At 64.7% G+C, this 25,103-nt stretch carries 31 protein-coding genes; 24 read left to right on the top strand and 7 right to left on the bottom strand.

Going from position 1 to position 25,103, the window contains the following annotated elements; translation table 11 throughout:
• Nucleotides 1-120: 120 nt before the first annotated feature.
• From trxB to JI749_RS08695, 5 genes are all read left to right on the top strand, one after another.
• Nucleotides 121-1,071 carry a thioredoxin-disulfide reductase gene (trxB, locus tag JI749_RS08715; protein ID WP_201662322.1) on the top strand — a complete coding sequence of 317 codons (951 nt, stop codon included), beginning with the start codon at nucleotides 121-123 and terminating at the stop codon, nucleotides 1,069-1,071.
• Between the two features lie 28 nt (nucleotides 1,072-1,099).
• On the top strand, nucleotides 1,100-1,993 hold the full coding sequence (locus JI749_RS08710) for a LysR family transcriptional regulator (protein WP_201662319.1): 894 nt from the start codon (nucleotides 1,100-1,102) through the stop codon (nucleotides 1,991-1,993).
• Between the two features lie 118 nt (nucleotides 1,994-2,111).
• A complete protein-coding gene (locus JI749_RS08705) occupies nucleotides 2,112-2,816 on the top strand; it encodes an HAD family hydrolase (protein ID WP_201662316.1) in 705 nt (234 codons plus the stop codon).
• A gap of 66 nt (nucleotides 2,817-2,882) precedes the next feature.
• Entirely contained in the window at nucleotides 2,883-3,401 is a 519-nt protein-coding gene (locus JI749_RS08700) for a hypothetical protein (RefSeq protein WP_201662313.1), read from the top strand.
• Between the two features lie 1,197 nt (nucleotides 3,402-4,598).
• A complete protein-coding gene (locus JI749_RS08695) occupies nucleotides 4,599-5,702 on the top strand; it encodes a hypothetical protein (RefSeq protein WP_201662310.1) in 1,104 nt (367 codons plus the stop codon).
• Nucleotides 5,703-5,840: 138 nt separating this feature from the next.
• On the opposite strand, the gene JI749_RS08690 is transcribed toward JI749_RS08695, so the two are convergent.
• Nucleotides 5,841-7,043 carry a pyridoxal phosphate-dependent aminotransferase gene (locus JI749_RS08690; protein WP_201662307.1) on the bottom strand — a complete coding sequence of 401 codons (1,203 nt, stop codon included), beginning with the start codon at nucleotides 7,041-7,043 and terminating at the stop codon, nucleotides 5,841-5,843.
• Between the two features lie 68 nt (nucleotides 7,044-7,111).
• Nucleotides 7,112-8,182, bottom strand: a complete 1,071-nt coding sequence (locus JI749_RS08685) for a LacI family DNA-binding transcriptional regulator (protein WP_201662304.1) — start codon at nucleotides 8,180-8,182, stop codon at nucleotides 7,112-7,114.
• Nucleotides 8,183-8,344: 162 nt separating this feature from the next.
• On the opposite strand from JI749_RS08685, the gene JI749_RS08680 reads away from it, so the two are divergent.
• On the top strand, nucleotides 8,345-8,536 hold the full coding sequence (locus JI749_RS08680) for a hypothetical protein (protein WP_201662301.1): 192 nt from the start codon (nucleotides 8,345-8,347) through the stop codon (nucleotides 8,534-8,536).
• A gap of 29 nt (nucleotides 8,537-8,565) precedes the next feature.
• Here the strand turns inward: JI749_RS08680 and JI749_RS08675 are convergent, their stop codons facing one another.
• Nucleotides 8,566-8,979 (bottom strand): DUF4864 domain-containing protein, encoded by a 414-nt coding sequence (locus tag JI749_RS08675; RefSeq protein ID WP_201662298.1) that lies wholly within the window; start codon nucleotides 8,977-8,979, stop codon nucleotides 8,566-8,568.
• Nucleotides 8,980-9,108: 129 nt separating this feature from the next.
• Between JI749_RS08675 and JI749_RS08670 the strand changes: the two genes are divergently transcribed.
• The 3 genes from JI749_RS08670 (at nucleotide 9,109) to JI749_RS08660 (ending at nucleotide 10,625) form a co-directional block, all read left to right on the top strand.
• A complete protein-coding gene (locus tag JI749_RS08670; RefSeq protein ID WP_201662295.1) occupies nucleotides 9,109-9,408 on the top strand; it encodes a hypothetical protein in 300 nt (99 codons plus the stop codon).
• Between the two features lie 136 nt (nucleotides 9,409-9,544).
• Nucleotides 9,545-9,973, top strand: coding sequence for a CBS domain-containing protein (locus tag JI749_RS08665; protein WP_201662292.1), 429 nt, complete (start codon nucleotides 9,545-9,547; stop codon nucleotides 9,971-9,973).
• A gap of 16 nt (nucleotides 9,974-9,989) precedes the next feature.
• Nucleotides 9,990-10,625: a LysE family translocator gene (locus JI749_RS08660; RefSeq protein ID WP_201662289.1), complete on the top strand. Its 636-nt coding sequence runs from the start codon at nucleotides 9,990-9,992 to the stop codon at nucleotides 10,623-10,625.
• Here JI749_RS08660 and JI749_RS08655 read toward each other — a convergent pair.
• Nucleotides 10,622-11,008, bottom strand: coding sequence for a GNAT family N-acetyltransferase (locus JI749_RS08655; protein ID WP_407644903.1), 387 nt, complete (start codon nucleotides 11,006-11,008; stop codon nucleotides 10,622-10,624). The two genes, JI749_RS08660 and JI749_RS08655, sit on opposite strands and share 4 nt — an antisense overlap.
• Before the next feature lie 121 nt (nucleotides 11,009-11,129).
• On the opposite strand from JI749_RS08655, the gene JI749_RS08650 reads away from it, so the two are divergent.
• The 3 genes from JI749_RS08650 (at nucleotide 11,130) to JI749_RS08640 (ending at nucleotide 14,135) form a co-directional block, all read left to right on the top strand.
• A complete protein-coding gene (locus tag JI749_RS08650; protein WP_201662286.1) occupies nucleotides 11,130-11,786 on the top strand; it encodes a Spy/CpxP family protein refolding chaperone in 657 nt (218 codons plus the stop codon).
• A 145-nt stretch (nucleotides 11,787-11,931) separates the two neighbouring features.
• Nucleotides 11,932-13,164, top strand: coding sequence for an aminotransferase class V-fold PLP-dependent enzyme (locus JI749_RS08645; protein WP_201662283.1), 1,233 nt, complete (start codon nucleotides 11,932-11,934; stop codon nucleotides 13,162-13,164).
• Nucleotides 13,165-13,229: 65 nt separating this feature from the next.
• The gene (locus JI749_RS08640; protein WP_201662280.1) at nucleotides 13,230-14,135 is read left to right on the top strand and encodes a DMT family transporter; all 906 of its coding nucleotides are present in this window, start codon (nucleotides 13,230-13,232) and stop codon (nucleotides 14,133-14,135) included.
• A 6-nt stretch (nucleotides 14,136-14,141) separates the two neighbouring features.
• Here the strand turns inward: JI749_RS08640 and JI749_RS08635 are convergent, their stop codons facing one another.
• Nucleotides 14,142-14,522: a DUF2147 domain-containing protein gene (locus tag JI749_RS08635; protein WP_201662277.1), complete on the bottom strand. Its 381-nt coding sequence runs from the start codon at nucleotides 14,520-14,522 to the stop codon at nucleotides 14,142-14,144.
• A gap of 321 nt (nucleotides 14,523-14,843) precedes the next feature.
• On the opposite strand from JI749_RS08635, the gene JI749_RS08630 reads away from it, so the two are divergent.
• From JI749_RS08630 to JI749_RS08575, 12 genes are all read left to right on the top strand, one after another.
• Entirely contained in the window at nucleotides 14,844-15,437 is a 594-nt protein-coding gene (locus JI749_RS08630) for a thymidine kinase (protein ID WP_201662274.1), read from the top strand.
• A 3-nt stretch (nucleotides 15,438-15,440) separates the two neighbouring features.
• Complete coding sequence (locus JI749_RS08625; RefSeq protein ID WP_201662271.1) at nucleotides 15,441-15,827, top strand: acyl-CoA thioesterase; 387 nt, start codon at nucleotides 15,441-15,443, stop codon at nucleotides 15,825-15,827.
• A 107-nt stretch (nucleotides 15,828-15,934) separates the two neighbouring features.
• Nucleotides 15,935-16,585, top strand: a complete 651-nt coding sequence (locus tag JI749_RS08620; protein ID WP_201662269.1) for a peptidase inhibitor family I36 protein — start codon at nucleotides 15,935-15,937, stop codon at nucleotides 16,583-16,585.
• 134 nt (nucleotides 16,586-16,719) lie between these two features.
• Entirely contained in the window at nucleotides 16,720-17,373 is a 654-nt protein-coding gene (locus tag JI749_RS08615; RefSeq protein WP_201662267.1) for an SH3 domain-containing protein, read from the top strand.
• Nucleotides 17,374-17,492: 119 nt separating this feature from the next.
• Entirely contained in the window at nucleotides 17,493-18,059 is a 567-nt protein-coding gene (locus JI749_RS08610) for an SH3 domain-containing protein (RefSeq protein ID WP_201662265.1), read from the top strand.
• 228 nt (nucleotides 18,060-18,287) lie between these two features.
• Nucleotides 18,288-18,923 carry an SH3 domain-containing protein gene (locus tag JI749_RS08605; protein WP_201662263.1) on the top strand — a complete coding sequence of 212 codons (636 nt, stop codon included), beginning with the start codon at nucleotides 18,288-18,290 and terminating at the stop codon, nucleotides 18,921-18,923.
• A 152-nt stretch (nucleotides 18,924-19,075) separates the two neighbouring features.
• On the top strand, nucleotides 19,076-19,480 hold the full coding sequence (locus JI749_RS08600; RefSeq protein WP_201662261.1) for a heme-copper oxidase family protein: 405 nt from the start codon (nucleotides 19,076-19,078) through the stop codon (nucleotides 19,478-19,480).
• Between the two features lie 115 nt (nucleotides 19,481-19,595).
• The gene (locus JI749_RS08595) at nucleotides 19,596-20,894 is read left to right on the top strand and encodes a PQQ-dependent sugar dehydrogenase (protein ID WP_201662259.1); all 1,299 of its coding nucleotides are present in this window, start codon (nucleotides 19,596-19,598) and stop codon (nucleotides 20,892-20,894) included.
• Between the two features lie 144 nt (nucleotides 20,895-21,038).
• On the top strand, nucleotides 21,039-22,007 hold the full coding sequence (locus JI749_RS08590) for an ABC transporter substrate-binding protein (protein WP_201662256.1): 969 nt from the start codon (nucleotides 21,039-21,041) through the stop codon (nucleotides 22,005-22,007).
• Nucleotides 22,008-22,081: 74 nt separating this feature from the next.
• Nucleotides 22,082-22,795 carry an ABC transporter permease gene (locus JI749_RS08585; RefSeq protein ID WP_233280909.1) on the top strand — a complete coding sequence of 238 codons (714 nt, stop codon included), beginning with the start codon at nucleotides 22,082-22,084 and terminating at the stop codon, nucleotides 22,793-22,795.
• Nucleotides 22,774-23,505 (top strand): ABC transporter ATP-binding protein, encoded by a 732-nt coding sequence (locus JI749_RS08580; RefSeq protein WP_201662253.1) that lies wholly within the window; start codon nucleotides 22,774-22,776, stop codon nucleotides 23,503-23,505. Before JI749_RS08585 ends, JI749_RS08580 begins: the two co-directional genes overlap by 22 nt.
• Nucleotides 23,489-24,169, top strand: a complete 681-nt coding sequence (locus JI749_RS08575; protein WP_201662250.1) for a spermidine synthase family protein — start codon at nucleotides 23,489-23,491, stop codon at nucleotides 24,167-24,169. The genes JI749_RS08580 and JI749_RS08575 overlap by 17 nt, the downstream gene beginning before the upstream one ends.
• Nucleotides 24,170-24,175: 6 nt before the next feature.
• Here JI749_RS08575 and JI749_RS08570 read toward each other — a convergent pair whose 3' ends face one another.
• Nucleotides 24,176-24,715, bottom strand: coding sequence for a GFA family protein (locus JI749_RS08570; RefSeq protein ID WP_201662247.1), 540 nt, complete (start codon nucleotides 24,713-24,715; stop codon nucleotides 24,176-24,178).
• Nucleotide 24,716: 1 nt separating this feature from the next.
• Entirely contained in the window at nucleotides 24,717-25,091 is a 375-nt protein-coding gene (locus JI749_RS08565; protein WP_233280908.1) for a DoxX family protein, read from the bottom strand.
• Nucleotides 25,092-25,103 lie beyond the last annotated feature (12 nt).

Here is a 25,103-nt window from a genome sequence, read left to right as displayed (position 1 = left end):
TGACATTTGCATCTGTTCCACAGGGCGTAGCTCCGGATGGAACGGTTTGCCTTGAAAGAGTGCACCTTCGGCCTTTAACTAGGGGCCGAGGGATACTCGTTATTGTCGGAGAGCGTCGCGATGCACGCGAAAGTCATCATCATCGGTTCCGGCCCGGCCGGCTATACCGCTGCGATCTACGCGGCGCGCGCCATGCTGGAACCCGTGATGATCCAGGGCCTCCAGCCCGGCGGTCAGTTGACCATCACCACCGATGTCGAGAACTACCCCGGCTTTGCCGATGTCATCCAGGGCCCCTGGCTGATGGACCAGATGAAGGCGCAGGCCGAGCATGTGGGCACCCGCATCGTCAACGACATCGTCACCCATGTCGATTTCGACCGGCGCCCCTTCACGCTCACCACCGATAGCGGCGACGTCTACACGGCCGACAGCGTCATCATCGCCACGGGCGCCCAGGCCAAGTGGCTGGGTCTGCCCTCCGAGCAGAAATTCCAGGGATTCGGCGTTTCCGCCTGCGCCACCTGCGATGGCTTTTTCTATCGCAACAAGGAAGTGCTGGTCGTCGGCGGCGGCAATACCGCGGTCGAGGAAGCCCTGTTCCTCACCAACTTCGCCTCCAAGGTCATCCTGGTCCATCGCCGCAACGAGTTCCGCGCCGAGCGCATCCTGCAGGAGCGTCTGTTCAAGAACCCCAAGATCGAAGTGCGCTGGAATACCGAGATTGCGGAAATCGGCGGCTCGGCCATGCCCCCGTCGGTCAACACGGTGACGCTGCGCGATATCGCCAGCAATCGAACCTACGAACAGCCCATCGACGGCATTTTTGTCGCCATCGGCCATGCTCCCGCCACATCCATCTTCGCAGGAAAGCTGGACATGAAGCCGGGCGGCTACCTGCAGGTGAAGCCGGGCACGACAGAAACCAACATTCCCGGCGTCTTTGCCGCCGGCGACGTGACCGACGACGTTTACCGCCAGGCAATCACGGCTGCCGGAATGGGTTGCATGGCGGCGCTGGAAGCCGAACGATATCTCGCTGAACACGAACTCGCCGAAGCGGCGGAGTAGACTGCCCCCCAACTAGAAAGCGTCAAACATGCTCGACTGGGACAAACTCCGGATTTTCCACACCGCCGCCGAGTCGGGCAGTTTCACCCATGCCGCCGAAAAGTTGGGCATGAGCCAGTCGGCCGTGTCGCGGCAGATATCCGCACTCGAAGACGACCTGGGCCTGAAACTCTTCATCCGCCATGCCCGTGGCCTGGTGCTGACCGAAGTCGGCGAGCAGCTCTTCCGCACCGCGCACCGGATGCATTGGGAGCTCCAGCAGGTCGAAACCCAGATGTCCGAATCGCAGGACGTCCCCACCGGTCCGCTGATCGTCACCACCACCGTGGGTATCGGCTCGACCTGGCTATCCTCGCGGCTCGACGAATTTTTGAAGCTCTATCCGCTGATCCAGCTCGAAATCCGCCTCAACGACGCCGAGCTCGACCTTGCCATGCGCGAGGCCGACGTCGCTATCCGCCTGCACCGCCCCAACCAGTCCGAAATGATCCAGCGCAAGCTGTTCACGGTGCACAACCACTTCTACGCCTCCAACGCCTATATCGACGAATTCGGCATGCCCTCGAGCGCCGAACAGCTCGACGAGCATCGCGTCATCAGCTTCGGCGAGCCGGTACCGTCCTATCTGGGCGACATCAACTTCCTCGAGCGCATGGGCCGCACCGATTCGAGCCCGCGCCGCGCCGTGCTCAAGGTCAACGCCATCTATGGCATGATGCAGGCCTGCCGCGCCGGCATCGGCATCGCCATGCTGCCCGACTACGTCACCGAAAAGGAAGACGGCCTGGTCCAGGTGCTGCCCGAAATCGAGCTGCCCGCCTACGAAGCCTATTTCGTGTATCCGCCGGCGCTAAAAAACTCCAAGCGCGTCGGCGTGTTCCGCGACTTCCTGGTGGGCAAGGCGCGAGAGTGGAGCTTCTGATCGGCTGCCTTGAGACCTCATGGTGAGCTTGTCGAACCACGAGGTCGGGTACTTCGATCTCGCCACGACCTCGTCCTTCGACAGGCTCAGGATGAGGTCTACTGAACCAGGGGCGCCCATGCCCATCACCACCATTGCCTTCGACGCGGACGACACGCTTTGGCAGAACGAGCAGTTCTTCCGCATCACCGAACAGCGCTTCGCCGATCTCCTGGCGCCCTACACCGACGCACCCGATCTCAACGATCGCCTCATCGCCTCGGTCACCAAAAACCTCAGCTTCTATGGCTTCGGGATGAAGGGCTTTGCCCTCTCCATGGTCGAGACGGCCCTCGATGTCACCGACCACCGCGTGCCCGGCACGGTCATCGCCGAAATCCTTGCGGCCGGCCGTGAGCTCTTGAGCTACCCTATCGAGACCCTGCCCTATGTCGACCAGGCGCTCGGCCGGTTGCAGGAGACCCACCGGCTTATCCTGGTTACCAAGGGTGACGTATTCGACCAGGAGCGCAAACTGGCAGCCTCGGGCCTGGCTGACTATTTCGCCGCCATCGAGATCGTCGCCGACAAGAACCCTGCCACCTATGCGCGTATCTTTGCGCGGCATACAGATGGTCCTGACCGCACGGTGATGGTCGGCAATTCCCTGCGATCCGACATCCTGCCGCCGTTGGCCGCCGGCAGCTATGCCATCTACGTTCCGCATGACCTTACCTGGTCCTACGAACATGCCGAGGAGCCCGTGAACGAGCCCCGCTATGCCAGAATTTCCCATCTCGGCGAGCTGGCAGACGCCATCGCGCGGCTCGAGGCGGTACGCTAGGCGTCGTTCATCGTCAATTCAGCCGGTCGCCGCTAGAGCAGCGCCACATCAATCTGGGGCAAACAAATGCGTCACGCCATTACGCTCACCACCCTGCCGCTGCTTCTGCTGTCCGCCTTGCCTGGCCATGCGCAGGAGGAGATGGTCACCATCACGCCCGAACAGGTCGGCGAGATTTTCTGCATCAGCAGCCTGGGCAACGACATGACACCCGCCGGCGCCATGCTGACCGATGACCTGAAATTCGTCATCGACAAAGCGTTTGAACGCAGTAACGCGTACCTGGACACCCATCCCGGCGACAAACCGCCCCTGGGCGATGGCGTGCCGTGGCGCACCTGGCCGGATTATGCAGATGGCTGCACGGTCGGCGAAGCCACGGTCAAGGATTTGGTCGCGACAGTGCCGATCAACTACACCTTCTCCGAATATCCCGAAGCGAACTACTCGAACAACCTGATCCTGCTGCCCTCCTATCCCGAGAACGGCCCGCCCTATATCTGGCGCATCAATGATGTCGATCTCGGCGACGGCAACACCCTGCGCGGGTTCATCGCCGCCACGTTCGAGGCATTCGAGCAATAGGGTCGGTGGCCAAGACCAGCCGCTCGGAACGATCCACCGCCCATTGATTCGAAACGCTTATTCCAAATCGCATGCGGCTCGCGCATGGCTTCCATGTCACTTGCCCGGTTGTTGGGCAGAAGCGCCGGGCCTATATCGGCGCTCAGCACAGCGGGCGCTTCTCCTCCTCCCTTGCTCCTGCTGCGTTCCCTCCTTGCGGGAACTCGTTCCTGCAACTGATGTGGCTCCGCTCTCCCCTCGAGCGGGGCCACATTCTTTTTTCAGCATCTGCATCGATTGCATGGCTGACATGTCCGACATTACATTGTCGACCGGGCCGATAGAGTTCATATTAACACCGTCGCTGAGGCGTGCTCCGTATCCTCCTCCCTCGGACCATGTATCGCGACACCGAACTTGCGATCGTATCCTCCTCCCTCGATCCTGGTTCACCGGCAGAGCGCATACCCTCCTCCCTTGCTCTCTGCCCCACTTTCGATTTGGCTTTGGCCCAGTCATCAGGCCCTGTCTCCGGACAGGGCCTTTTTTCTTGCCTGTTGCTGGCCATCAGCGACCGCCGCTTGCTGGCCCGCTGAATGGAAACAGCGGCGCACCGAATGACAACTTGTCGCTGTGCAAACCGCATGGCTGACATGTCAGCAGGCGCATTGCTGACCATCCGGTCAAAATCTATATGTGGGTCGTCGCTGTTGAAGCCGCTCCGTATCCTCCTCCCTCGGACCCGCTTCTTGCGACACCGGATCAAGGCCGTATCCTCCTCCCTCGGCCTGGGTCCATCGGTTCGGCGCCTCTCCTCCTCCCTGGCGCAGAACCCTTACTTTCGATTTGGCTTCGGCCCTATCATCAGGCTCCAACTTCGGTTGGAGCCTCTTTTTTTGCCCATCACCACCGAATATGCATGGCAGCTTTTCCAATTGCGCGTTTGTGTCCGCTCGCAGCGCGTCCGATAGTCATTGCGACCAGTTCAGCGGCGTTCGTGGCGCCGCTCCTCCAAGGTCATCGCTTCGGCACATGACCCTTTGGCCCTGCCCATCCCCTCGGGCGGGGCCATTTTGTTTGCGCGGGTCATTCCTTCCCGATCAGCGGCAAGTTTTGCCGAGCGCGATGGCGCCAATGGCCGAAAACTCCCGGCTTTCCTGGGGTCCGGCGCGGCACGCCGATTGCATGGTGGTTCCTGATCGATTGCAGGAGCGCGCCATGGTTGCCGTCGTCAGCACTGCCTATTCCGCCAATCCCTATTACCGGGCTGCCGCCTCTGCGCATGCTGCCACTGGTACGGCCACTGGCGTGGCGGCCGGCGGCTCTACCGAACAGGCGGCCACGTCGGTTACCCTCTCCGACGAGGCGATGGCAGCTCTCGCCGTGACCGACTTCGCTACGGTGGTTGCCGAAACTCGCGCCAAGCTGACTGCCTTGCTCAAGGAGGCCGATCGGACCTCCCCGCTGCAGGATGGCAAGCTGGCGGTCGACCTCGGCAGCCTCGATGCCCGCCAACTCTTCGCCATGGCCAGCGACGACAGCTTCAGCGATGACGAGCGGGAGGCGGCGGGCCTCGAAATGCAACGCCGCTTCGAGGCCGCCCTGGCCGGTCCCGCCGCCGTGGCCAGGGTCACCGGCAACTTCACCGCGCTCTACAAGGCCGCCGCCGAGTACCTTGATAGCCTCGGGCCGGAGGAAAAGGACGGCGCCGACTGGATCGCCGGCCGCGCAGCGGTCACCGAAGCGCAGAAGCAGCTGCAGGCGGCACCCAAGACCATGCCCGATGCCGGGCCGGACGATCCCGTCGCGCTCTACCTGGCGCTCGTCGAGGCAGGCCAGGCGGCCCAGCCGCAGGACATTGCCGACGTGGCCAAGGGGGCGCGCAAGACGCTGGACGCCCTCTATGCCGATGCCATCAAGGCCGGCAAGGCGCCCACCTACAACAGGGCGACCACAGTGGGCACCTATATCGACCTGTCCAAGCTGCCCAGCCGCACGCTGTCATCCATCGTGGTGGATGGCACCAGCCAGTTCAGTACCGAGGAAGTCAATGCGGCCAGGACTGCGTTGCGCGACAAGAGCGGCGCCGCCCTGCTCGCCGGCTTCCAGAGTGCTGCCAAGTCGAGCGACCCCACCGCCTTCAGCCAGAACATCATGTCCATCTTCGCCTCGATGAGCACCGAAGAGCGGCAGGCGGCCGGCTGGAGCGAGCAATTCTACCAGGCCGCCGTCGACAGCTATACGTCCACCAGCAAGCTGACCCAGATGTTCGCCGAAGCCGGCGGCAGCGCCACGGGATTTTTGAGCTGGATGGGGAAGTAGGATCCTACCTCGCCCCTCTGGGGAGAGGTCGACCCGCAGTGTCGGGTGAGGGGTCTCTCCCACGCACCTCACCCATTAAGGGCCCCTCACCCGGCGGCTTTGCCGCCGACCTCTCCCCAGAGGGGCGAGGTAAGAGCCTCAGCTAATCCCCGCGCAGAACCCCTGGATCCGCTTCACCGCGTCTTCCAGTTCGGCGTTGCTGGCGGCATAGCTGAGCCGGAAATGTCCGGGCAAACCAAACGCTGCGCCATGCACCAGCGCCACCCCGGTTTCCTCGAGCAGCGCCATGACGAAATCCTCGTCGGTCGCGAGCAGCTTGCCGCCGGCGCTGGTCTTGCCCAAGAGCCGCTTGCACGAGGGGAACACGTAGAAGGCCCCCTCCGGCGTCAGGCAATCGAGCCCGGTATTGGCATTGAGCCCCCTGACCACGAGGTCGCGGCGGTCCTGGAACACCTGCCGCCACTCGGCGAGGAATTCCTGCGGGCCGTTGAGCGCTTCCACCGCCGCCCATTGCGCAATCGAGCTTGGGTTGGTGGTCGACTGGCTTTGCAGCTTCAGCATCGCCGCCAGCAGCGGCCGCGGACCGGTGCAGTAGCCGATGCGCCAACCGGTCATGGCATGCGACTTCGATACGCCATTCATGGTCAGCGTGCGCGGTTGGAGGCGCGGCTCTACCTGCGCGATCGTGGCGAACTTGCCGCCGTCATAGACCAGCACTTCATAGATATCGTCGGTGAGGATATGCACATGCGGATGCCGCATCAGCACCTCGGCCAGGCCCTTGAGCTCGTCGGCGGTATAGGCCGCGCCCGTCGGATTGGACGGCGTATTGAGGATCAACCACTTGGTCCTGGGCGTGATCGCCGCTTCCAGCACATCCGGCTTGAGCTTGAACCCGGTCGTGTCATCGGCCACCGCAAAGACGGGTTCGGCTCCGCAGAGCCGCACGATTTCCGGATAGCTCACCCAATAGGGCACCGGCACAACCACTTCGTCACCCGGATTGAGCGTCGCCATCAGCGCGTTGAAGATGATCTGCTTGCCGCCCGAGGCGACGAAGCAATCCGCCGCCGTCACGTCCAATCCGTTGTCACGCTTGAACTTGGCCGCCACCGCCGCCTTGAGTTCGGGAATGCCATCGACATTGGTATAGCGCGTCTTGCCCTCGGACATCGCCTTGATGGCGGCCTCACGCACATTGAGCGGGGTATCGAAATCAGGTTCGCCGGCCGAAAGCGCGATGATGTCGCGGCCTTCCTGCGCCATTGTACGCGCCTTCTGGCTGATCGCCACCGTTGCCGACGGCGCCACGCGCTCCAATGCTTCGGACAGAAAACCCATGCCAACCTCCCGGAAATCCGGGCAGACTGATACGGCTTCGGTCGCGGCGCGGCAACTGGCTTGAAGTCTTATTTCACCCGTGGCGGTGCGGTGGTTTCGCGGACCAGCAGCTTGGTTTGCAGCACCTGGCGGCCCTCGACCTGCTTGCCGCCCAATGCCGCCTCCACCGCGCGGCGGGCAATCTCCTCGATCGGCTGCTCGACGGTGGTCAGCTTGGGCGTCGACACCGCCGATTCAGGCACGCCGTCGAAACCCACCACCGAGACATCGCCGGGCACGCTGTGGCCGTTGCGGAACAGCCAGTCCACCGCCCACATGGCGATCTTGTCCGACATGGCAAGGATCGCGGTCGGCTTTTTGTCGCCGGCAAACATCTGTTCCATCATCGCCTGGGTACTGGCCTGGCTTTCCCGTGTCTCGAACAACGGCACGCTGTCTCGGCTGATGCCGCCGCCCTCCAGGGCCTGCCAATAGCCGATGGCGCGGTCGCGAGAGGTCGAATAGAGCGCCGCCTGCACCTCGGCTGGCGTGCGTCGCCCTTCGCCCTGTTCCCCGATCGAGGTGGAGAGGATTGCAAAGCGGTTGTGCCCCAACGCCACCAGGTGCTCGCCCGCCAGCCGCGCGCCGCCGACATTGTCCACGCCGATGGCCGGTACGGTCTGGTCAGCGGCGCCGATGGCCAGCGCCACATAGGGGAGTTGACGCTGCCGGGTGATCTCCACCAGCTTCTCGCCGCCCTCGACGCAAAGCAGGATGAAACCGTCCACCAGCGCCGACTGTATGTTCCAGGAGAGTCGCTCGTCGTTGAGCGCCGACACCAGCGCCACCCCCGCCCCGCGCGCGTCGCAGATCTCGGAAATCTTGCTCATGAGCTGGCGCGCCCACAGGTCTTCGAAGAAGTAGCTGATCGGCTCGATCGCCGCGACGCCCACCGCATTCACCTTGCCCTGGCGCAGCAGTCGGCCGGTTATGCTCGGCCCGGCATAGCCAAGCTCCTTTGCCACCGCCAAGACATGCTCGCGGACTTCCTCGCGCACGACCTCCGGTTTGCTGAAAACGTTGGATGCCGTGCCCTGCGACACGCCTGCCGCCTTTGCTACATCCTTCAGCTTGATGGTTGTTTCACCGCGCTGGGCCACCGCTTTGTCGAACTCCCTTGTCGTGGACACACGTTGTAGCAAAATTTTTGTATCGGTTCAAATTTTTGCTTGACGCCAGCGGGCGACAGTCATACATTTGAACCGGTTCAACGACCCAATGCTACGTATTGTTTGAATCGATTCAAGAATAGGAGACTGAAGATGATCCCCGCAAGCTATTTGTTCAAGGATGTCTATCGCCAGTCCTGGGAAGAACCCGAAGCGCCTGTGGTCCTGCGCCGCCAGCGCTTTTTCGATGGTCTCACCACGCCGCTGGCCGGGGCGATCAGCGCCATCCTGGCTCAGCGTCCAACCATTCGCGCCCACCGTCTCGGCGGCCATGCGTATGAATGAGCCAGCGCGCAGCCATGCCGGTGTTCGGCTCAGATGCCGACGCCGGCCTCGCGCCGCAGCACGACGCCCAGGACACGCCAACCCTCTCCCGGCTCGTCGCCGAGCTCATAAAGGGCCTGGTACAGGCCTTGGTCGGGCCCGACGAATTCGACCACCTGCAATACTCGCGCCGCACTCATGGCTTTGAATTCGCCAAAGCTGTGCGATCGAGACCGCACGATGGGCTCATAGCCAGACGCAATGATCGCTGCGTAAAACGCCTCGGGCTGCCCGTCGAACTGCACCCGGAACGCCTCCCCGGCGAATTGGAGCGCCGCGGCACCGTCCTGCGCCCTGAACGCTTCGATCTGTCCCGTCACCGTCGCCTGCCAGGGCGCGTCGTCCTGCGCCACGGCCGGGCTCAATAGCACCATCAGCCCCACGATTATCGCCCAGATCCGCATTGTTCGCCTCCCGGCCTGCCACAGTTTCGCCACTAAATGGTACGCCGAGCACCGCATTCGACCCAAACTCGAACCGCATTCGCATGGCCTATTGCAGCCATTGCCAAAGCCGAGGACGACGTCGATCCCATGCACAAATCTACGTCCACCAAGCGGAAAAGTTTCAGGCTCTACGCCATTGCATCGACGGTCCTGGTGGCCGGCGGTTCGGTGGCTGCCTTGATGGCTGGCGTGTCGCCAGTAGCCGCTGCCAATCTTGCGACCCAGCCGGACACCCAGATCGCGGTGTTCATGGTGCCGCTCACCATCCTCGTCATGGCGATGCTGTTCGAAGCTGCGCGCATTGTCTTCCGCGGTACGCTTCCAGTCGAAGCCCCAGTTCGCCGCCCGGTCCGCCGCCATTGGTCGCCCGGCAAGGACGAAGGCTGACCTCCAGTTTCCCCGACCACGATCCCCCTGGGCTGGCCTCGCGCCGGCCCTTTTTTTGTCCGGCGCGCACCCACCATTGACCTATTGCCGTATGCTTGGACGAGGTCCAAAGTCAGCGGGTAAGGAGGACTTCAACATGCTTGTCGACACCATCCTGCAAACCAAGGGCGTGGTCGTCCACACCCTGCCTGAGACCGCCACGCTGACCGATGCGGTGGCTACCCTCAATGCCCACAATATCGGGGCCGTAGTCGTCACCAACGCTGGCGGCACCATCATCGGCATCCTGTCCGAGCGCGATATCGTCCGCCAGTTGGGCAGGAACCCGTCCGCCGCCCTGGGGCTACCGGTCGGTCAATGCATGACCCGCGGCGTCGTCACCTGCAGCCGCGATACCGGTATCGCCGAGGTCATGGAGCGCATGACGCGGCTACGCATCCGCCATATGCCCGTGGCCGAAGACAACCGCCTGGTCGGCATCGTCTCGATCGGCGACGTGGTCAAGCACAAGATCGAGGAAGCCGAGCACGAAGCCGAGGTGCTCCGGGAATACATCGCCTCCTGACCTGGCCGGATCGCCCATGCTGCAAACATTCCTCATCGTGCTGGCCGGTGTCGTGGCGGCGCAGGCCTCACCGGGCCCCAACATGTTCGCCGTCATCGAAACCGCGCTGGGCCGCGGCCGCCGTGCCGCATTGCTGGTGGTAGCAGGCATAGCTTCGGGCACACTGGTCTGGGCTGCCCTGGCATCGCTTGGCCTTGGCGCCGTATTTGCCAGTGTCCCCGCCCTGCTGACCGTGCTCAAGTTCGTCGGTGGCGGCTACCTTTGCTACATGGGCTTTCGTGGTCTGCGCGCTGCCCTGCGCGGCGGCGAGGCCGCGCTGCGTGCTGAAACCCGGGCGATCTCCGACGGCGCCGCGTGGCGGCGCGGCTTCTTTGTGGTCATGACCAATCCCAAGGCGCTGCTGATGTGGATGGCCATTGCCACTTTCCTGTTCGGTGCCGGACTTGGGGCTGTCCAGGTCTTCTCCTTCGGGCCCGTCGTCGCCGTCTCGGCCACGCTGATCTATGGCTTTTACGGCATCATGTTCTCGACCGGCCTCGCCAGTCGCGGCTATGCGCGCTTCTGGCGGTGGATCGAAACCGCTTTCGGCCTCGCCTTCGGCGGACTGGGGGCCACCCTCATCCTCTCCGGCGCTCGCGACCTCCGCCCCTAGACCAACCGCATCAATCCCGCGGCGGTCGGCCGGAAACCGCATTGGCGGTAGAACGCCTCCAGATGCGGCTCGAAATCTACATGCAGCCATTCCGCCCCGCGCTGCCGCGCCAGCTCGGCCGCACGCTCGACGAGCTGCAGCGCAATGCCCCGGCGGCGATAGCCGGGATCGACACAGGTATCGAGGATGAAGGCATGCACGCCGCCATCCCAGGCGACATTGACGAAGCCGACCAGCGCCGTTCCGTCATAGGCAGCCGCGTGGCCCAGGCTCCGCTGCAGGATCGGCTGGAAGCTCTGCGGCCCCTCCCCGTCCCATGCCACGCGCCACAAACGGCGCATCGCCTCGTCCCCCGGAAACGGGTCGCTCACGATCTCGATCAAATCAACCTCCGCTTCCTTACCAACCTGACCAAGTGTTCACCCGCTCGCAAGGTCGTGAACAGGCGGCACGCACTATGGTCGTCTCTGCCGGATCGACCGGCTCCCATGCAAAGGACCTACCATGAAGACGATCACGACGACCGCCATTGTGGCACTGATGACTGCGACCACCGGGCTCTCCGCCATTTCCCCCACCTTCGCCCAGGAGGCTGCACCGATGCAGGTCCATGCCGACAACGGCCCCGGCTTCCACCTGCGCCGCGATAACCAGGGCCCCGGCCCGATGGGTGGCCAGCGCGGGGGCGATTTCCTCAACTTCGCGCGTGGTGCCGAAGCCATCGAGGTCGCCCTCGTTCATCTCAGCCACCGCATCGAGCTGACGTCGGAGCAGCAGGCCCTGTTCGACACGCTCAAGACGACGGCCCTGTCTGCCGCCGCCGACTTCGAAACGGCTACCGAGGGTCTCCGTCCGCAGCGGCCGGTTGAAGGTGAAGTGGCGGCGGTGACCCCGCCTGATATGTCCGAGCGGCTCGAGAACCGGATCGCCATCGAAAAGGCCCACCTTGCCGCCCTCGAGGCCGTGCAGCCGGCAGCCACCGCCTTCTTCGACAGCCTCACCGACGAACAGAAGGCTCAACTGACCCCGCAGCGGCCCGACCGCGACGGCATGCCCGGCTTCGGCAAAGGCGGCCCGCGCCATCACCAGGGTGGCCTCCCCACTCCCGAGGGCGGCCCCGCTGCTCCCGAGGGCGGTCCTGCCGCCCCGGCCAACGGCTGATTCACCGGCGCTGCCACCCTTCGGGCAGCGCAACTTAGCGGCAGCGCTTCAATCTGCTGTCGCACAGGCCCCGGCTCTCAACGGCCGGGGTTTGCTTTTGCTGCGCTATCCCCTACCAATCGGCCACGAACCGACTGGATAGATCATGACCGACCTGCCCCTCGATCCGGCCCGCCTGCGCGCCGAATTTCCCGCCTTTGCCGAGCCATCCCTCCAGGGCCAGGCCTTCTTCGAAAATGCCGGCGGCTCCTACACCTCGCGTGCCGTGCTGGCCAAGCTCGACCATTACTACCGCGCCACCAAGGTGCAGCCCTATGGCGTCTATCCAGCCTCCCAGGCCGCAGGCGAGGCGATGAACCTCAGCTTCGAGCGTATTGCCCAGGCGCTCAACGTTTCCCCCGACTGGATCCATTTCGGCCCCTCGTCGTCGGCCAATACCTATGTCCTGGGCAAGGCATTCGGCGAATGGCTCAAGCCGGGCGACGCCGTCATCGTCACCAACCAGGATCACGAAGCCAATACCGGCGCCTGGCGCAAGCTCGCCAGGATGGGCGCCGAAATCCGCGAGTGGAAAGTCGATCCGCAGACAGGCCGCCTTTCGCTGACCGATCTTGACCGGCTGCTCGACAGCAAGGTCAAGCTGATCGCCGCCCCGCACTGCTCCAACATATCCGGCGAGATCAATGCTGTTGCCGAGATTGCGGTGCGTGCCAGGTCGGTGGGTGCGGTGACCGCCATCGACGGCGTCAGCTACGCGCCACACGGCCTGCCGGACCTGGCCGCACTGGGCGCCGACATCTATTTCTTCTCCGCCTACAAGGTCTATGGGCCTCATCAGGGCATCATGGCCGTACGGCCCGAGCTGGCCATGGCCCTGCCCAACCAGGGCCACTTCTTCAACGACGAGAAGCCCCGCTATCGCCTGACCCCCGCCGGCCCGGACCACGCCCAGATCGCCGCGGCATCCGGCATTGCCGACTACCTGGAAACCGTGGCGGCGATCGCCGGCGACGGCGTCGAGGGCGCCGATCCCTTCCGCCGCGCCCACGCCGCCATGCGCGCGCAGGAAATCGCGCTCGCGACCCCGTTGCTCGATTATCTCAGCCGCAAGAACTCCGTCCGCCTCATCGGCCCCGCCGATCCAGCCACGCGCGCCCCGACCATTGCCGTGGGTCTTGCCGAGCCCGCCGCCGCAGTGGCCACGCGCCTCGCCAGGCACGGCATCATGGCCGGCGGCGGCCACTTCTACGCCTACCGGCTGCTCGAGGCCGTCGGAATCGCGCCAACCCACGGCGTCCTGCGCCTCAGTTTCGTGCACTACACGACACCAGAGGAGATCCAGCGGCTGATCGCTGCGCTGGATGCTGAACTGCCCTAAGCGCGGCGCTCTCCACCTCGTCGCCAACGGAAGAGGTGACACACCTCTGACACGCTGAGAAACCCATGTCCCGCCCCGTCGCCACCCTGCTCCTCCTGATCTGCACCATGCTCTGGGGCTTTGCCTTCATCGCGCAGAAATCGGGCATGGGCACGATGGGACCGCTGACCTTTGCCGGCGTTCGCTACCTGCTTGGCGGCCTGCTCATCCTGCCCCTGGCACTGTGGGAAAAGCGCCGCCGCCCGGAGCCGCTCAAATCGGGCCACTGGGCCATGGTGGGCGGCGTGACACTGGTTTTCTTTATCGGATCGTGGCTGCAACAGGCGGGCCTGGGCACCACCACCGCCACCAATGCCGGCTTCCTCACCAGCCTCTACGTGTTCTTCGTCCCGCTGCTGGGCTTTGTTTTGTTCCGCACCCGCCCGCACCCGATCATCTTCGTCTGCGTACCGCTGGCGCTGGTCGGAACGTATTATCTCAATGGCGGCGGCCTGGGCAGTTTCAACCAGGGCGACTGGCTGGTCGCTACCTGCGCCGTCTTCTGGGCGCTGCATGTGATCCTGCTCGGCCAGATCGCGCGCGCCACGGGCCTGCCCATCTTTGTTTCAGCCATCAGCTTCCTGGTGGCGGGCGCTGCTGCTTTGGCGCTGGCCTTCGTGATCGAAAACCCGACCGTGGCAGGTATCTCGGCCGGCTGGATGCAGATCGCCTATGCCGGCATCTTCTCCACCGCCATTGCCTTTACCTTCCAGGCCATTGGCCAGCAGCATGTGCCGCCGGCCAATACGGCCATCATTCTGTCGGCCGAAAGCCTCTTCGCCGCACTCGGCGGCGCCGTGCTGCTGGGCGAACGCCTGCCGCCCATTGGCTATGCAGGCGCCGCGCTGATCTTTGTTGCCATCATCGCCGTCGAGGCCTTGCCCCCGCTCTGGGCCAGGCGGCAGACGCACATCGCCCGAACCACCAACTAGGCGGTCTTAGTCGCCATACCGGTACATCTGGTAGGTCTTGCAGATGATGTAGGCGACGCAGCCCTGGAGGGTGATCTGGTCCTCGCCCACCTGGGTGATCGTCCCGCTGGCGCGCTGCCCGTAGATGTTGAGGTCACCCTTCCACTGGTTGGGTGCCGTCTGCTGCGCGTGGTCGATCAGCAGCGTATTGAGGTAGGGCAGGTTTTCCGCATTGTCGGCGCCGTTGCCCAGCCAGATCAACGTGCCGCACAACTGCGTGCCATCACCGCAGAGCTCCACGCTGTAGCGCGAGTCGCGCATCTCGATTTCCCAGGTGCCTTCGGGGGAGGCCAGTGCCGGCTGCGCCAGCATGGCCAGGGTACCCAGCGCGAGAACGGTTTTCCGCATTTTCGATCACTCCAAACTGTGGATATCCACGCTGCCAGAGCCAGTCTGAACTGCATCTGAACGTCACGTGACCGAGCGCGTCACGCCTCCGTCATACAAGCTCGATAATCCTTGGATCGTTCCGGCGCATCCCCCATGTGGCCCGAACCTGCCGCGCCCACGTCCCCAACGTCGCGCCCGGCCCCTGGAGAGTGCGGCCGCCAACCCCCGCTCTCCCCGCCGATCCGATCGGCATTTCGGCCGCCCCCGTGGCGGCCTCTTTTTTGTGGAGCAGCCGTCTTTGCACTCGCGCACCGCCGGCCGCTCCGGCACAACGGGGCCATGGCCAAGCTCTACTTTTCCTACGCGGCGATGAATGCCGGCAAGTCCACCTTGCTGCTGCAGGCCGCCTACAATTACCGTGAGCGCGGCATGCGGCCGCTGCTCTACACATCGGCGCTCTACGCCCAGAACGGCGTCGGCCTCATCTCCTCGCGCATCGGCATTTCCGAACAGGCCGCGCTCTATTCTGCCGACGACGACCTTTACCAGTCCGTGCGCGAGGAAACCGAAACCGGCAAGATCGACTGCGTCTTCGTCGACGAGGCACAGTTCCTCACGGCCCAGCAGGTCTGGCAGCTGGCCCGCGTCAGCGATCGGCTGCGCATCCCCGTCATGTGCTTCGGCCTCAGGACCGATTTCCAGGGCAAGCTCTTCCCCGGCTCATCCGAATTGCTGGCTGTCGCCGACGTCCTGCGCGAGATACGCACGATCTGCGCCTGCGGCGCCAAGGCCACCATGGTGGTGCGACAGGATGCCGAGGGTCGGGTGATTACCGACGGCGAGCAGGTCGCGATCGAGAAATCGGTCTATGTCTCGCTCTGCCGCAGGCATTGGGAAGAAGCGGTCGGCCGCTGGCCGGTAAAGGGACCTTGAAACATGCAGTCTGACGCCACCGAGCCGACCGGCGCACTTACCATTCGCACCCTGGCCATGCCTGCCGATACCAATCCCGCTGGCGACATCTTCGGTGGCTGGGTGATGAGCCAGATGGATATTGCCGGCGCCATCGCCGCCGTCGAGCGCAGCGGCGGCCGCGTCGTCACCGTGGCCGTCGAGGCCATGACCTTCATCGCTCCGGTAAAGGTCGGCGATATCCTGTGCGTCTACACCACCGTCGAGCGGGTCGGCACCACCTCGGTCACGATCAGCATGGAGGCCTGGGCGCGACGCAATCGCATCGCCGATCGCGTCAAGGTCACCGATGGTCGCTTCGTCTATGTTGCGCTGGGTGAAGACGGCACCAAGCGCCGCATCAACCCTTGACCTTGCCCGATCCTGGCTGAACCGAACCGTTCAGACAGCGTTCAGCTACACTATGGTCAAACCGGGTCACAAGCCGAAGTCGGCCCATCTTTCCGGAGTTTCCGCCTATGAAACCCTTTCGCCTCGGCCTCCTGTCGGCCGCCATTTTCCTCGCGACCTCGGTCGTTGCCATGGCTCAGGCGGTGACATCGGCCGACGTCAGCGCCTATAACGGCCCGAGCGTGGATTCCGGTTATGTGACCACCGTTCCCGTCAACACCCCAGTCACGGTCGAGCGCTGCGAGAACAGCTTCTGCATGGTCTATTACGGCCGTTCGCCCGTATGGATCGGTCAGCAGTACATCGTCGAAATGGCGCCGCCGCCGCGGCCTCCCCAGCCCCAGCCGCAGCCGCAACCGCAACCGCAGCCCCAGCCGCCTCTTCCCCAGCCGCCGGTCAATCCGGGCTGGCCGTGGCCCCAGCCGCATCCGCAGCCCCCGCGCCCGCCACTGCCCCCTGTCATCGACGACGAGGCCGGCGCCTGCTTCTACACCGAACGCAACTTCCGCGGTTCGAGCCTGTGTGTTGAAGAGGGTGACAGCTATAGCCGCCTGCGCAACTGGGACAACAAGATCCGGTCGGTAGAGGTATTCGGTGGCGCCCGCGTCGACCTGTGCACCGACTCCAACTATCGGGGCAGCTGCGTCACCTTGCGCCGCGACGCGTCGCGCCTGCCGCCAGAGATCGATCGCAAGGCGTCGTCCATCGACGTTTACTAACACATAGCCAATTTCCCTTGGGGGGCCGGAACTCTTCGCTCCGTCCCCCCGTTTCCCACGCAAATAAAAACTACTGGCCGCCGCGAGCGTCGTCCACCCGGACCGGTCGGGCCAGACACAGGAGCGCCAAGAACATGAACCGTCATACCCGCAGGATGCTGCTCAATATCGCCACCGGCGTAGCCGTTGCCGCAACGGCAGTCGTGGTCTTCCTCCCCGCCGCTAATGCAGCGCCGGGTACCATCACCAGCAACGTCAATGTGCGCTCCGGCCCAGGCACCAACTACGCCGTGGTCGACACCGTCCGCCGCGGCACGCAGGTCGATGTGCAGCAGTGCCAGGGCTCGTGGTGCTACATTGCCAAGCCCGGTCGCGACGGCTGGGTTTCGTCCACCTACCTGACTGCGGCCGGTGGCGCCCCGGTCAATCCGCAGCAGCCTGGCATTTCGTTCGGCTTCTCGACCGGTCCGAATGGCCCCTCGTTCAACATCGGTGTCGGCCAGCCGCAGCCGCCGGTTGTCGTGCGCCCCGTCCCCGAGCCGTCTTACGCCGAAGTCTGCTTCTACGACCGCACCCGCTTCCGTGGCGATAGCTTCTGCATGGAGCCGGGCGACAGCGTCCGCAACCTCAGCGACTGGGCTGACCGGATCTCGTCGATCGACAATGCCGATGGCCTGTCTGTTCAGGTCTGCTCGGAAAGCAATTACCGCAACTGCCGCACCTATACGACCAGCGCCTCCTCGCTGGGTGATTTCGACGACTACATCGTCTCGATCCGCGTGCGTTAAGCGCGGCACGCAACCACAAGCAGGGCGCAGCGTCGAGCTGCGCCCTTTGCATTTTGTGCCCTTGGAGCGCGGCCCCTGCCGCGCTAGTGTGCCGCCGTATTCAGAGCCAGGGATTCCCAATGCGTCAGTTCAGCCGCCTTCTCGCCACCCTCGCTGCGTTGATCGTCCTGTCCACGGCAGTTGCCCAAGCCGCCTCCGAGAGCGGCACGCACGCCTGGAGCGCCGATCATCTGACGCTGCGCACCGGTCCGGGGCTGGCCTACGACGTCACCGGCGAGATCGCCGCTGACCTTGCCATCAAGGTCCTGCGCTGCGAGGAGCTCTGGTGCCTCGTCGACGGCCCCGGGGGTCGCGGCTGGACCACCAAGCAGTATGTCGTGTTCGGCCTCACCTCGACCGACTGGCCCGGCGGCGTCAATCCCAACTATCCGGAAGGCGGCAGCATCTGCTTCTACTCGGGCACCAATTACACCGGTTCGGAACTGTGCATGAGCACCGGCCGCGTGATCAAGGACCTGGCCCTGCTCGGCATCGACAACGGCTTCGCCTCGGTCAGGGTGCTGGGTGCTTCTGCCGCCGCCTGCCGTGATCGAGACTTCCAGAGCTACTGCGAGCGCATCATTGCCGACCAGCCAGCCCTGCACCCCTACCTGCGCCGCGCCCTGTCATCGATCCGGGTTTACTGACCAACAGTCCTGGCCTTCGGGCGCAAGTCGTCCTCTGGGCGCTGCATCGACGGAATCTCCCCGAGCAGATAGCGGGCGACCGTCGCCGTTCATCTTGCCGCGCAGCAAAGGTGGCTTCTCCGCGCCTTCCAATAAACACGCCATTCAGCGGCAGTTCAGCGGCAACATTGTCTATTAGCCCTCAACAACAGGCGAGCGCTGTGCTCCCTGCATTGAGGGAACATCAAAATGAACGTCAAGCAGATCACCGTCTTGTCTTCCGCCGCCCCACTCATCTTGCTGTCGACCGCTTCCGCTTTCGCCCAGCCGGGTGTTGCCACCGGCGCCGTCAATGTTCGCACCGGTCCCGGCACCGGTTATGCCAAGGTCGGCACGCTGAGCGCCGGCGAACTGGTCGACGTCAAGCAGTGCCAGGGCTCCTGGTGCTTCGTCGACCGCAATGGCGGCACCGACGGGTGGGCTTCGGCTAACTACCTGCAGCCGGTCAACAACCAGCCGGCCCCGTCCGAGCCGGACATCCCGTTCAACTTCGGCGTCACCGTCGGCCCGGGCGGCCCGTCCTTCTCCTTCGGCATCGGCGATGCGCCCCCGCCCGCCCCGGTGCCGGTACCCGTGGCTCCCGAGGTCTGCTTCTATAAGAACATGGGCTATTCGGGCGCCGAATTCTGCGTCCCGGCCGGCACGGTCGATAACCAGCTGATGGGCTCGTGGAACGACCGCATTTCCTCGATCAAGCTGATCGGTGGTGCCCAGGTCCAGGTCTGCGAAGATTGGTGGAGCGGCGGCTCGTGCGGTGTCATCACCTCCAGCAAGCCCAATCTGGGTGTCTACGACAACGTCATCTCGAGCTTCCAGACCTGGTAAGCCATCCGTTCGTGAGCGCAGCGCCGCCCTTCGGGGCGGCGCTTTGCCATGCCCCCGACATGGCTGGATTTCGCCCCGGCGGCAGCCTAACGTTTCCCCGCCGAGCCGAGTCCGTGAGGGGGCGCATTAGGCCGGCCAAGGGGGAAACCATCATGCCACGCATATCCGAATACTTCTTCCGCTCCGCGATCCTGTTCCTGCTCGCGGGCATTTCCATCGGCATTCACATGTCGATCAGCCAGAACCACAACGTCATCGGCGCCCACGCCCATATCAACCTGCTCGGCTGGGTCACGTCGGCCCTGTTCGGCGGCTACTATGCGCTCAACCCGGCCAAGGCCGCCGGTCGCCTGCCCATGGTGCAGTACGTCGTCTATACGGTGGGCGTCGTCATCATGGGCGTGTCGCTCTACCTCCTCTTGGCGGGCAATGCCGGCATGGAGCCCATCGTCGCCGTGAGCTCGCTCATCACCTTTGCCGGCGTGCTGCTCTTCGCCTGGATCGTGTGGATGCCGGCCGGCGCCGGCTCCCGCGCCATGCCGCAGGCCGCCGAATAGGCTTTGCCCCTGGACCCGGCCTGCCGGGTCCAGGATCGCATCACTCGGGCATGGTAATTTTGCCGTCCAGATGCCATTAGCTTGGCAACGCCTCACTATTCGTCGAGCAGCCCCAATGTCCGATTCCATCTTCGCCAGCATCGTCGCCGCCGTCGGCGCGGCGGCCGTCGCCATCCGCCATCGCAACGATGGCCCCCGCCCCGCCGTCTACGGCAAGGCGCCTGTTATTCCGGCTGCCAAGGCACAGGGCAGCATCCCGACCCTGAAGATGCCCAGCGCCCGTGGGTGGGAAGGTGACCACAAGCCCACCCCTGCTGCAGGACTCCAGGTCAACGCCTTCGCCAGGGGACTGGACCATCCCCGCCACATGCATGTCCTGCCCAATGGCGATGTACTGGTAGCCGAATCCATGGGCGAGGACGGCAAGCCGCGAGACCTGTTCGGTCACGCCATGTCCGCCACCATGAAGCGCGCCCGCGCCTCGGGCAACAGCCCCAACCGCATCACCCTGCTGCGCGATGCCGACGGCGATGGGATCGCCGAGATCCGCCACGCCTTCATCGAAGGCGTCCGCCAGCCCTTCGGCATGGTCCTGCTGGGCAACACGCTCTATGTCGGCGCCAGCGACGCCCTCCTCGCCTACCCGTACGAAGCTGGCGCAACCAGGATTACCGCGCCCGGCAAGAAGCTGATGGACCTCAAGCCCGGCGGCCACTGGACGCGCAACCTCATCGCCAGCAAGGACGGCAGCAAGCTCTATGTCGCCGTCGGTTCGCTGAGCAACATCGAGGATGCCGGCCCGGAGGCCGAAATCGACCGAGCCTGCATCCACGAATTCGACATCGCTACGGGCACCTCGCGCATCTTTGCCGGCGGGCTGCGCAATCCGGTCGGCATGGCCTGGGAGCCGACCACGGGCGCCCTCTGGACCGTGGTCAACGAGCGCGATGGCCTGGGCGACGAAACCCCGCCCGATTACCTGACCTCGGTACGCGACGGCGGCTTCTATGGCTGGCCTTATTCCTATTGGGGCGTCGTGGATGACCGCGTCACCCAGAACCCGGCACGCCCCGCCAGCAAGCAGGACCATCCCGACTACGCCCTGGGCGGGCACACCGCCTCACTCGGCCTCTGCCACCTGCCCGCAGGCACCCTGCCCGGCTTCCCCGCAGGCATGGCCATCGGCCAGCACGGCTCCTGGAACCGCAGCAAGCTGAGCGGGTACAAGATGACCTTTGTCGCCTTCGAAAACGGCAAGCCCGTTGGCCTGCCGCGCGACATCCTCACCGACTTCCTGTCGCCCGACGAGAAATACGCCTATGGCCGCCCGGTCGGCGTCGCCCTCGCCGCCGACAATGCCGTGCTCATGGCCGACGACGTCGGCGACGTCATCTGGCGCGTCACCGGCGCTTGAGCGGCGGAACTCCGTGGCGGCATCACCCCACCCTCAATCCTTCCCCCTTGTGGGGAGAGAATGAGGGTGGGTGGGCTTCCAACACCGAGCGCGCGGCCCAGCCCATCTCGCCAATACCCTGACCACCCGCTAAAACGAGCCCCCATGCACCCCCTCGTCTTTGCACTGGCCACCACCTTCCTCATCACCCCCACGCTCGCCGCCGAAACCCTGGTGGTCGGCGTGCAGGAAAGTGGCACGGTGCAGTGGGAAATCCAGACCATCAAGAATCTCGGCCTCGATACCAAGCATGGTCTCGACCTGCAGATCAGGCCGCTGGCCGACAGCCGCGCTGGGCAGATCGCCCTCCAGGCCGGCGCCGTCGATGTCATCCTCTCCGACTTCGTCTGGGTTTCCATCCAGCGCAGCGAGGGCAACATGGTGACCATGGTGCCACACTCGCTCGCCGTCGGCGGGTTGATGGTCCCGGCCGATAGTCCGATCGCATCGGTAGCCGACCTTGCCGGCAAGACCATCGCCGTATCGGGCAGCCCGGTCGACAAGAGCTGGATCATCCTCCAGGCCTTCTACAACCAGGCGACGTCAGGCACGCTGTCGACCGATGCCAGCGCCCGCTTCGGCGCCCCGCCGCTGGTCAATGAATTGCTGACCACCGGCGGCGTCGATGCCGCGCTCAATTTCTGGCAGTGGAATGCCCGCGCCAAGGTCGCCGGCATGACCGAGCTGCTGTCGGTCGCCGACATGCTCGAAACCCTCGGCGTCGCCGAGCAACCACCCTTGCTCGGTTGGACCTTCTCCGACCAGATCGCCGCGACCAAAACCGCCGCCATCACCGCCTTCCTCGATGCCTCCTTCGAGGCCAAGGCGGTGCTGCGGACCGACGACACCGCCTGGGACAAGCTCACCGAACTTATGGGCGCATCGGGCGATCCGGCCCTCTTCACCCAGCTGCGCGACGACTATCGCGCTGGCATCGTCTCAGGCTACGATCCCGCCGACACCGCTGCCGCCGAAGCAACCTTCGCCTTGCTCGCCCAGTATGGCGGCGCCGAACTGGTTGGCGATCAGACCGAACTCGCACCAGGCACCTTCTGGGAAGGGTATCGCAAATAAGCTCCCCGGCGCCCGACCGACCGCAGCCCCGCCGCCAAAGCCGGCACTCGGCGCTCGAATATCTGTCGCTGCCCTTGCTGCTGCTGATCTGGCAGGCCCTCGCCATGGCCTTCGCCCATCGCCTGTTTCCAACGCCGATAGCCGTCGCCGCTGAACTCTGGACCTTGGCTGTCAGCGGCCCGCTGCTGACCGACCTCGGCAAGACCCTGCTGCGCGCCACCAGCGCCTTCGCCATCGCCATGCTGCTGGGCACCGTCCTGGGCATCGTGCTCGGCCGCCGGCGCTGGCTCGATCGGCTGTTTTCCGGCTGGCTGCTGGTCGGGCTCAACCTGCCCGCCATCGTCGTCGCCATCGTCCTCTATATCTGGCTGGGTCTCACCCAGCTGGCGCTGGTCACCGCCGTGGTCATCAACAAGGTCCCCCTCGTCATCACCACCGTCAGGGAAGGCGTCCGCAGTTTTTCGGTCGACTATGACGAGCTCGCCGCCGCCTTGCGCCTGTCGCCGCTGCGCCGGCTTCGCCTCATCACCCTCCCGCAACTGATGCCCTTCATCCTCGCCGCCGCGCGCACCGGCCTCTCGCTGATTTGGAAGATCGTCCTCGTCTTCGAAGTGCTGGGCAGCGATGGCGGCGTCGGCTATCGCGTCAGCATCCAGTTCCAGTTCTTCGACATCACGGGCATCCTGGCCTATACCACCGCCTTCATCCTGGTCGTCCTCGCCTTCGAATACGGCCTGCTGCGCCCCCTCGAACGAAAAGTGTTGCAATGGCGCCCGGCCCCGGCCTGAGCATCGACATCGCCGACAAGCGCTTTGCCGGCGCCGCGCCGCTTTTAGCCGATTTTCGCCTGGACATCGTGCCGGGCAGCGTCGTGGCCCTGTTCAGTCCCTCCGGCATCGGCAAGTCCACGCTTTTGCGCCTCATCGCCGGTATCGACCGCGATTTCATCGGCAGCATCACCATCGATGGCGCCCCCGCGCACCAGGCACCGCCTCCAGGTTACGTCTTCCAGGACCCACGCCTGCTGCCCTGGCTCACCGCCCGCGACAATGTCCGCGCCGCCTCGCCTGCCATATCTGCCCAAACCGCCGACGCCGCCCTGGCCCGTGTCGGTCTCGCCGACGACGCCACCGCCTGGCCCCACGCCCTGTCCGGCGGCATGCAGCGCCGCGTCGCCCTGGCGCGAGCCATCGCCACCAATCCCCGCCTGCTCCTTCTGGACGAGCCCTTCGTTTCGCTCGACCGGGCCTTGGTCGATGACATGCACCGGCTCATCGCTAACCTCGCCGCCACGTCAGGCGCTACCGTCATCTTCGCCTCGCACCAGCCCGAAGACGCCTCCCGCCTCGCCACTCGCGTCATCACCCTGGCCGCTCGCCCGGCCACCATCGCTCACGACTTGACTTTCGAGCATGCGCCGGGCCGACGCGATGACGCCACGATAGCGGCCTATGCAAGCCAACTCGCCACAGGAGTTCCCCATGCTGCCCTGGATTAAGCTCGGCGAAGCGGTGATGCCCGGGGGCGGCGCCATGACGCTGATGCAGCGCGGTACCGAATTCTCCATCATGTCCGGCGTCATCACCCTGATGAACAGCCGTCTCAGCAATTCCGAAGTCCAGCTGGCCAACCTGTCTGCCGCCCGCATCGGCACCCGGCCCAAGGCCCGCATCCTGATCGGCGGCCTGGGCATGGGCTTCACCCTCCGCGCCGCCCTCGCATGCTTCGCCACCGATAGCGAGATCGTGGTTGCCGAACTGGTGCCCGAAGTCGTGACCTGGGCCCGCGGCCCGCTGGCCGTACTCCACGGCACCAGCCTCGATGATCCGCGCGTGCGCATCCACCAGGGCGACGTCGCCACCGCGATCAGCGGCGGCCAACCCTTCGACGCCATCCTGCTCGATGTCGACAACGGGCCAGATGGTCTGTTCCGCCCGGCGAATGACCGCCTCTATAATGCCGCCGGCCTCGCCGCCGCCCGGGCAGCCCTGACACCCGGCGGGCACCTCGCCGTCTGGTCCTCCGCCCCCGATGCCAGATTCACCAAGCGCCTCAAGCAGGCCAACCTGCAGGTTGAAGAAGTCACCGTCCGCGCCCGCAGCAATGGCAAGGGTGAGCGCCATACCATCTGGATCGGGACCCGGCCCGGCAAGCCAGCGTGATCGTGGCTAGATTGCCAGTTCCGGCCCGTCCACTTTCACCTCGGGTACCTTGAAGCCCATGGCGATCCACGCGGCCAGCAGCCGACCATAGAACTTGGTTGTCGGCCAGCCGCCAGATGGCACGCTGTCATCTGGCTGCAACTGGGCCGGCAGGTCCCCGGTCTGCGTCCGCACATCCATTGCCGGCGCGGTCCCATCGGGCCAGAGATCCGCATAAAGGCTCAGCCAGTGCCCGCCCTTGAACTCGGTGAAAACCGGCGTGTTGCAGCAGGTGGCGATCACCCGCCGCGTCGACGAAGCCGGCTTGAGCCGGAAGGCGCGCAGCTTGTCCTGCCCCGCGACGATGCTCACCCGGTCCTTGCGATAGAGCACATAGGGCGTCCCGCCGACGCCATTGGTCACGTCAGGCGCGCCAGGCAGGGTCGCCATCCGAGCCGCGCCTTCGCGGCAGCTGTTGCAATAGCATTCGGCGCTGATCAGGGGTGCCGCCCGAACCTCGAGACGAACCTGCCCGCAGCTGCAGCGCAATTGGGTCTTCTCGGTCATGTCAGCCTCGCACCAGCGGAAACACCGCGCGTACCTTCTCTTCGCGCAACCAAAGCGCCACCCAGACCGCCACGCCCAGATAGATCGAGAACAGAGTGTGGCTCCACAGCGGATTATCCACCCGCAGGTTGGCCGCCAGCGAACCACCCAGCAGTCCCGTGGTCAGCACTGCCCCCAGCAGCGCCGTGCGCGGGATCAGGAACAGGATCATGCATCCGGCTTCTATGCAGCCGATCAGCACCAGATACTTCATCGGCCAGCCTACCACGGTCATCGCATCGGTCGCTGCCGCGATGCCCATGAACTTCGGTGCCGCCGAAGCTCCTGCGAGGAACAGCGCAATTAGCGCACTCAATATCCAACCTGCTATCTTCATTTTCATCTCCGA

The organism is Devosia oryziradicis (assembly GCF_016698645.1).
Lineage (GTDB): Bacteria > Pseudomonadota > Alphaproteobacteria > Rhizobiales > Devosiaceae > Devosia > Devosia oryziradicis.
The sequence above is the reverse complement of the archived record's forward strand: the minus strand, read 5'-3'. Positions and strand labels throughout refer to the sequence as shown.

Excerpts from the sequence above, each read along its gene's own strand:
- JI749_RS08650 (WP_201662286.1), top strand. The coding sequence starts at position 11,130 with ATGAAGACGATCACGACGACCGCCATTGTGGCACTGATGACTGCGACC.
- JI749_RS08705 (WP_201662316.1), top strand. The coding sequence starts at position 2,112 with ATGCCCATCACCACCATTGCCTTCGACGCGGACGACACGCTTTGGCAG.
- JI749_RS08595 (WP_201662259.1), top strand. The coding sequence starts at position 19,596 with ATGTCCGATTCCATCTTCGCCAGCATCGTCGCCGCCGTCGGCGCGGCG.
- JI749_RS08575 (WP_201662250.1), top strand. The coding sequence starts at position 23,489 with ATGCTGCCCTGGATTAAGCTCGGCGAAGCGGTGATGCCCGGGGGCGGC.
- JI749_RS08615 (WP_201662267.1), top strand. The coding sequence starts at position 16,720 with ATGAACCGTCATACCCGCAGGATGCTGCTCAATATCGCCACCGGCGTA.
- JI749_RS08600 (WP_201662261.1), top strand. The coding sequence starts at position 19,076 with ATGCCACGCATATCCGAATACTTCTTCCGCTCCGCGATCCTGTTCCTG.
- JI749_RS08635 (WP_201662277.1), bottom strand. The coding sequence starts at position 14,522 with ATGCGGAAAACCGTTCTCGCGCTGGGTACCCTGGCCATGCTGGCGCAG.
- JI749_RS08625 (WP_201662271.1), top strand. The coding sequence starts at position 15,441 with ATGCAGTCTGACGCCACCGAGCCGACCGGCGCACTTACCATTCGCACC.
- JI749_RS08660 (WP_201662289.1), top strand. The coding sequence starts at position 9,990 with ATGCTGCAAACATTCCTCATCGTGCTGGCCGGTGTCGTGGCGGCGCAG.
- JI749_RS08690 (WP_201662307.1), bottom strand. The coding sequence starts at position 7,043 with ATGGGTTTTCTGTCCGAAGCATTGGAGCGCGTGGCGCCGTCGGCAACG.
- JI749_RS08695 (WP_201662310.1), top strand. The coding sequence starts at position 4,599 with ATGGTTGCCGTCGTCAGCACTGCCTATTCCGCCAATCCCTATTACCGG.
- JI749_RS08680 (WP_201662301.1), top strand. The coding sequence starts at position 8,345 with ATGATCCCCGCAAGCTATTTGTTCAAGGATGTCTATCGCCAGTCCTGG.
- JI749_RS08710 (WP_201662319.1), top strand. The coding sequence starts at position 1,100 with ATGCTCGACTGGGACAAACTCCGGATTTTCCACACCGCCGCCGAGTCG.
- JI749_RS08580 (WP_201662253.1), top strand. The coding sequence starts at position 22,774 with ATGGCGCCCGGCCCCGGCCTGAGCATCGACATCGCCGACAAGCGCTTT.
- JI749_RS08605 (WP_201662263.1), top strand. The coding sequence starts at position 18,288 with ATGAACGTCAAGCAGATCACCGTCTTGTCTTCCGCCGCCCCACTCATC.
- JI749_RS08570 (WP_201662247.1), bottom strand. The coding sequence starts at position 24,715 with ATGACCGAGAAGACCCAATTGCGCTGCAGCTGCGGGCAGGTTCGTCTC.
- JI749_RS08590 (WP_201662256.1), top strand. The coding sequence starts at position 21,039 with ATGCACCCCCTCGTCTTTGCACTGGCCACCACCTTCCTCATCACCCCC.
- JI749_RS08670 (WP_201662295.1), top strand. The coding sequence starts at position 9,109 with ATGCACAAATCTACGTCCACCAAGCGGAAAAGTTTCAGGCTCTACGCC.
- JI749_RS08565 (WP_233280908.1), bottom strand. The coding sequence starts at position 25,091 with ATGAAGATAGCAGGTTGGATATTGAGTGCGCTAATTGCGCTGTTCCTC.
- JI749_RS08700 (WP_201662313.1), top strand. The coding sequence starts at position 2,883 with ATGCGTCACGCCATTACGCTCACCACCCTGCCGCTGCTTCTGCTGTCC.
- JI749_RS08620 (WP_201662269.1), top strand. The coding sequence starts at position 15,935 with ATGAAACCCTTTCGCCTCGGCCTCCTGTCGGCCGCCATTTTCCTCGCG.
- trxB (WP_201662322.1), top strand. The coding sequence starts at position 121 with ATGCACGCGAAAGTCATCATCATCGGTTCCGGCCCGGCCGGCTATACC.
- JI749_RS08665 (WP_201662292.1), top strand. The coding sequence starts at position 9,545 with ATGCTTGTCGACACCATCCTGCAAACCAAGGGCGTGGTCGTCCACACC.
- JI749_RS08630 (WP_201662274.1), top strand. The coding sequence starts at position 14,844 with ATGGCCAAGCTCTACTTTTCCTACGCGGCGATGAATGCCGGCAAGTCC.
- JI749_RS08610 (WP_201662265.1), top strand. The coding sequence starts at position 17,493 with ATGCGTCAGTTCAGCCGCCTTCTCGCCACCCTCGCTGCGTTGATCGTC.
- JI749_RS08640 (WP_201662280.1), top strand. The coding sequence starts at position 13,230 with ATGTCCCGCCCCGTCGCCACCCTGCTCCTCCTGATCTGCACCATGCTC.
- JI749_RS08675 (WP_201662298.1), bottom strand. The coding sequence starts at position 8,979 with ATGCGGATCTGGGCGATAATCGTGGGGCTGATGGTGCTATTGAGCCCG.
- JI749_RS08645 (WP_201662283.1), top strand. The coding sequence starts at position 11,932 with ATGACCGACCTGCCCCTCGATCCGGCCCGCCTGCGCGCCGAATTTCCC.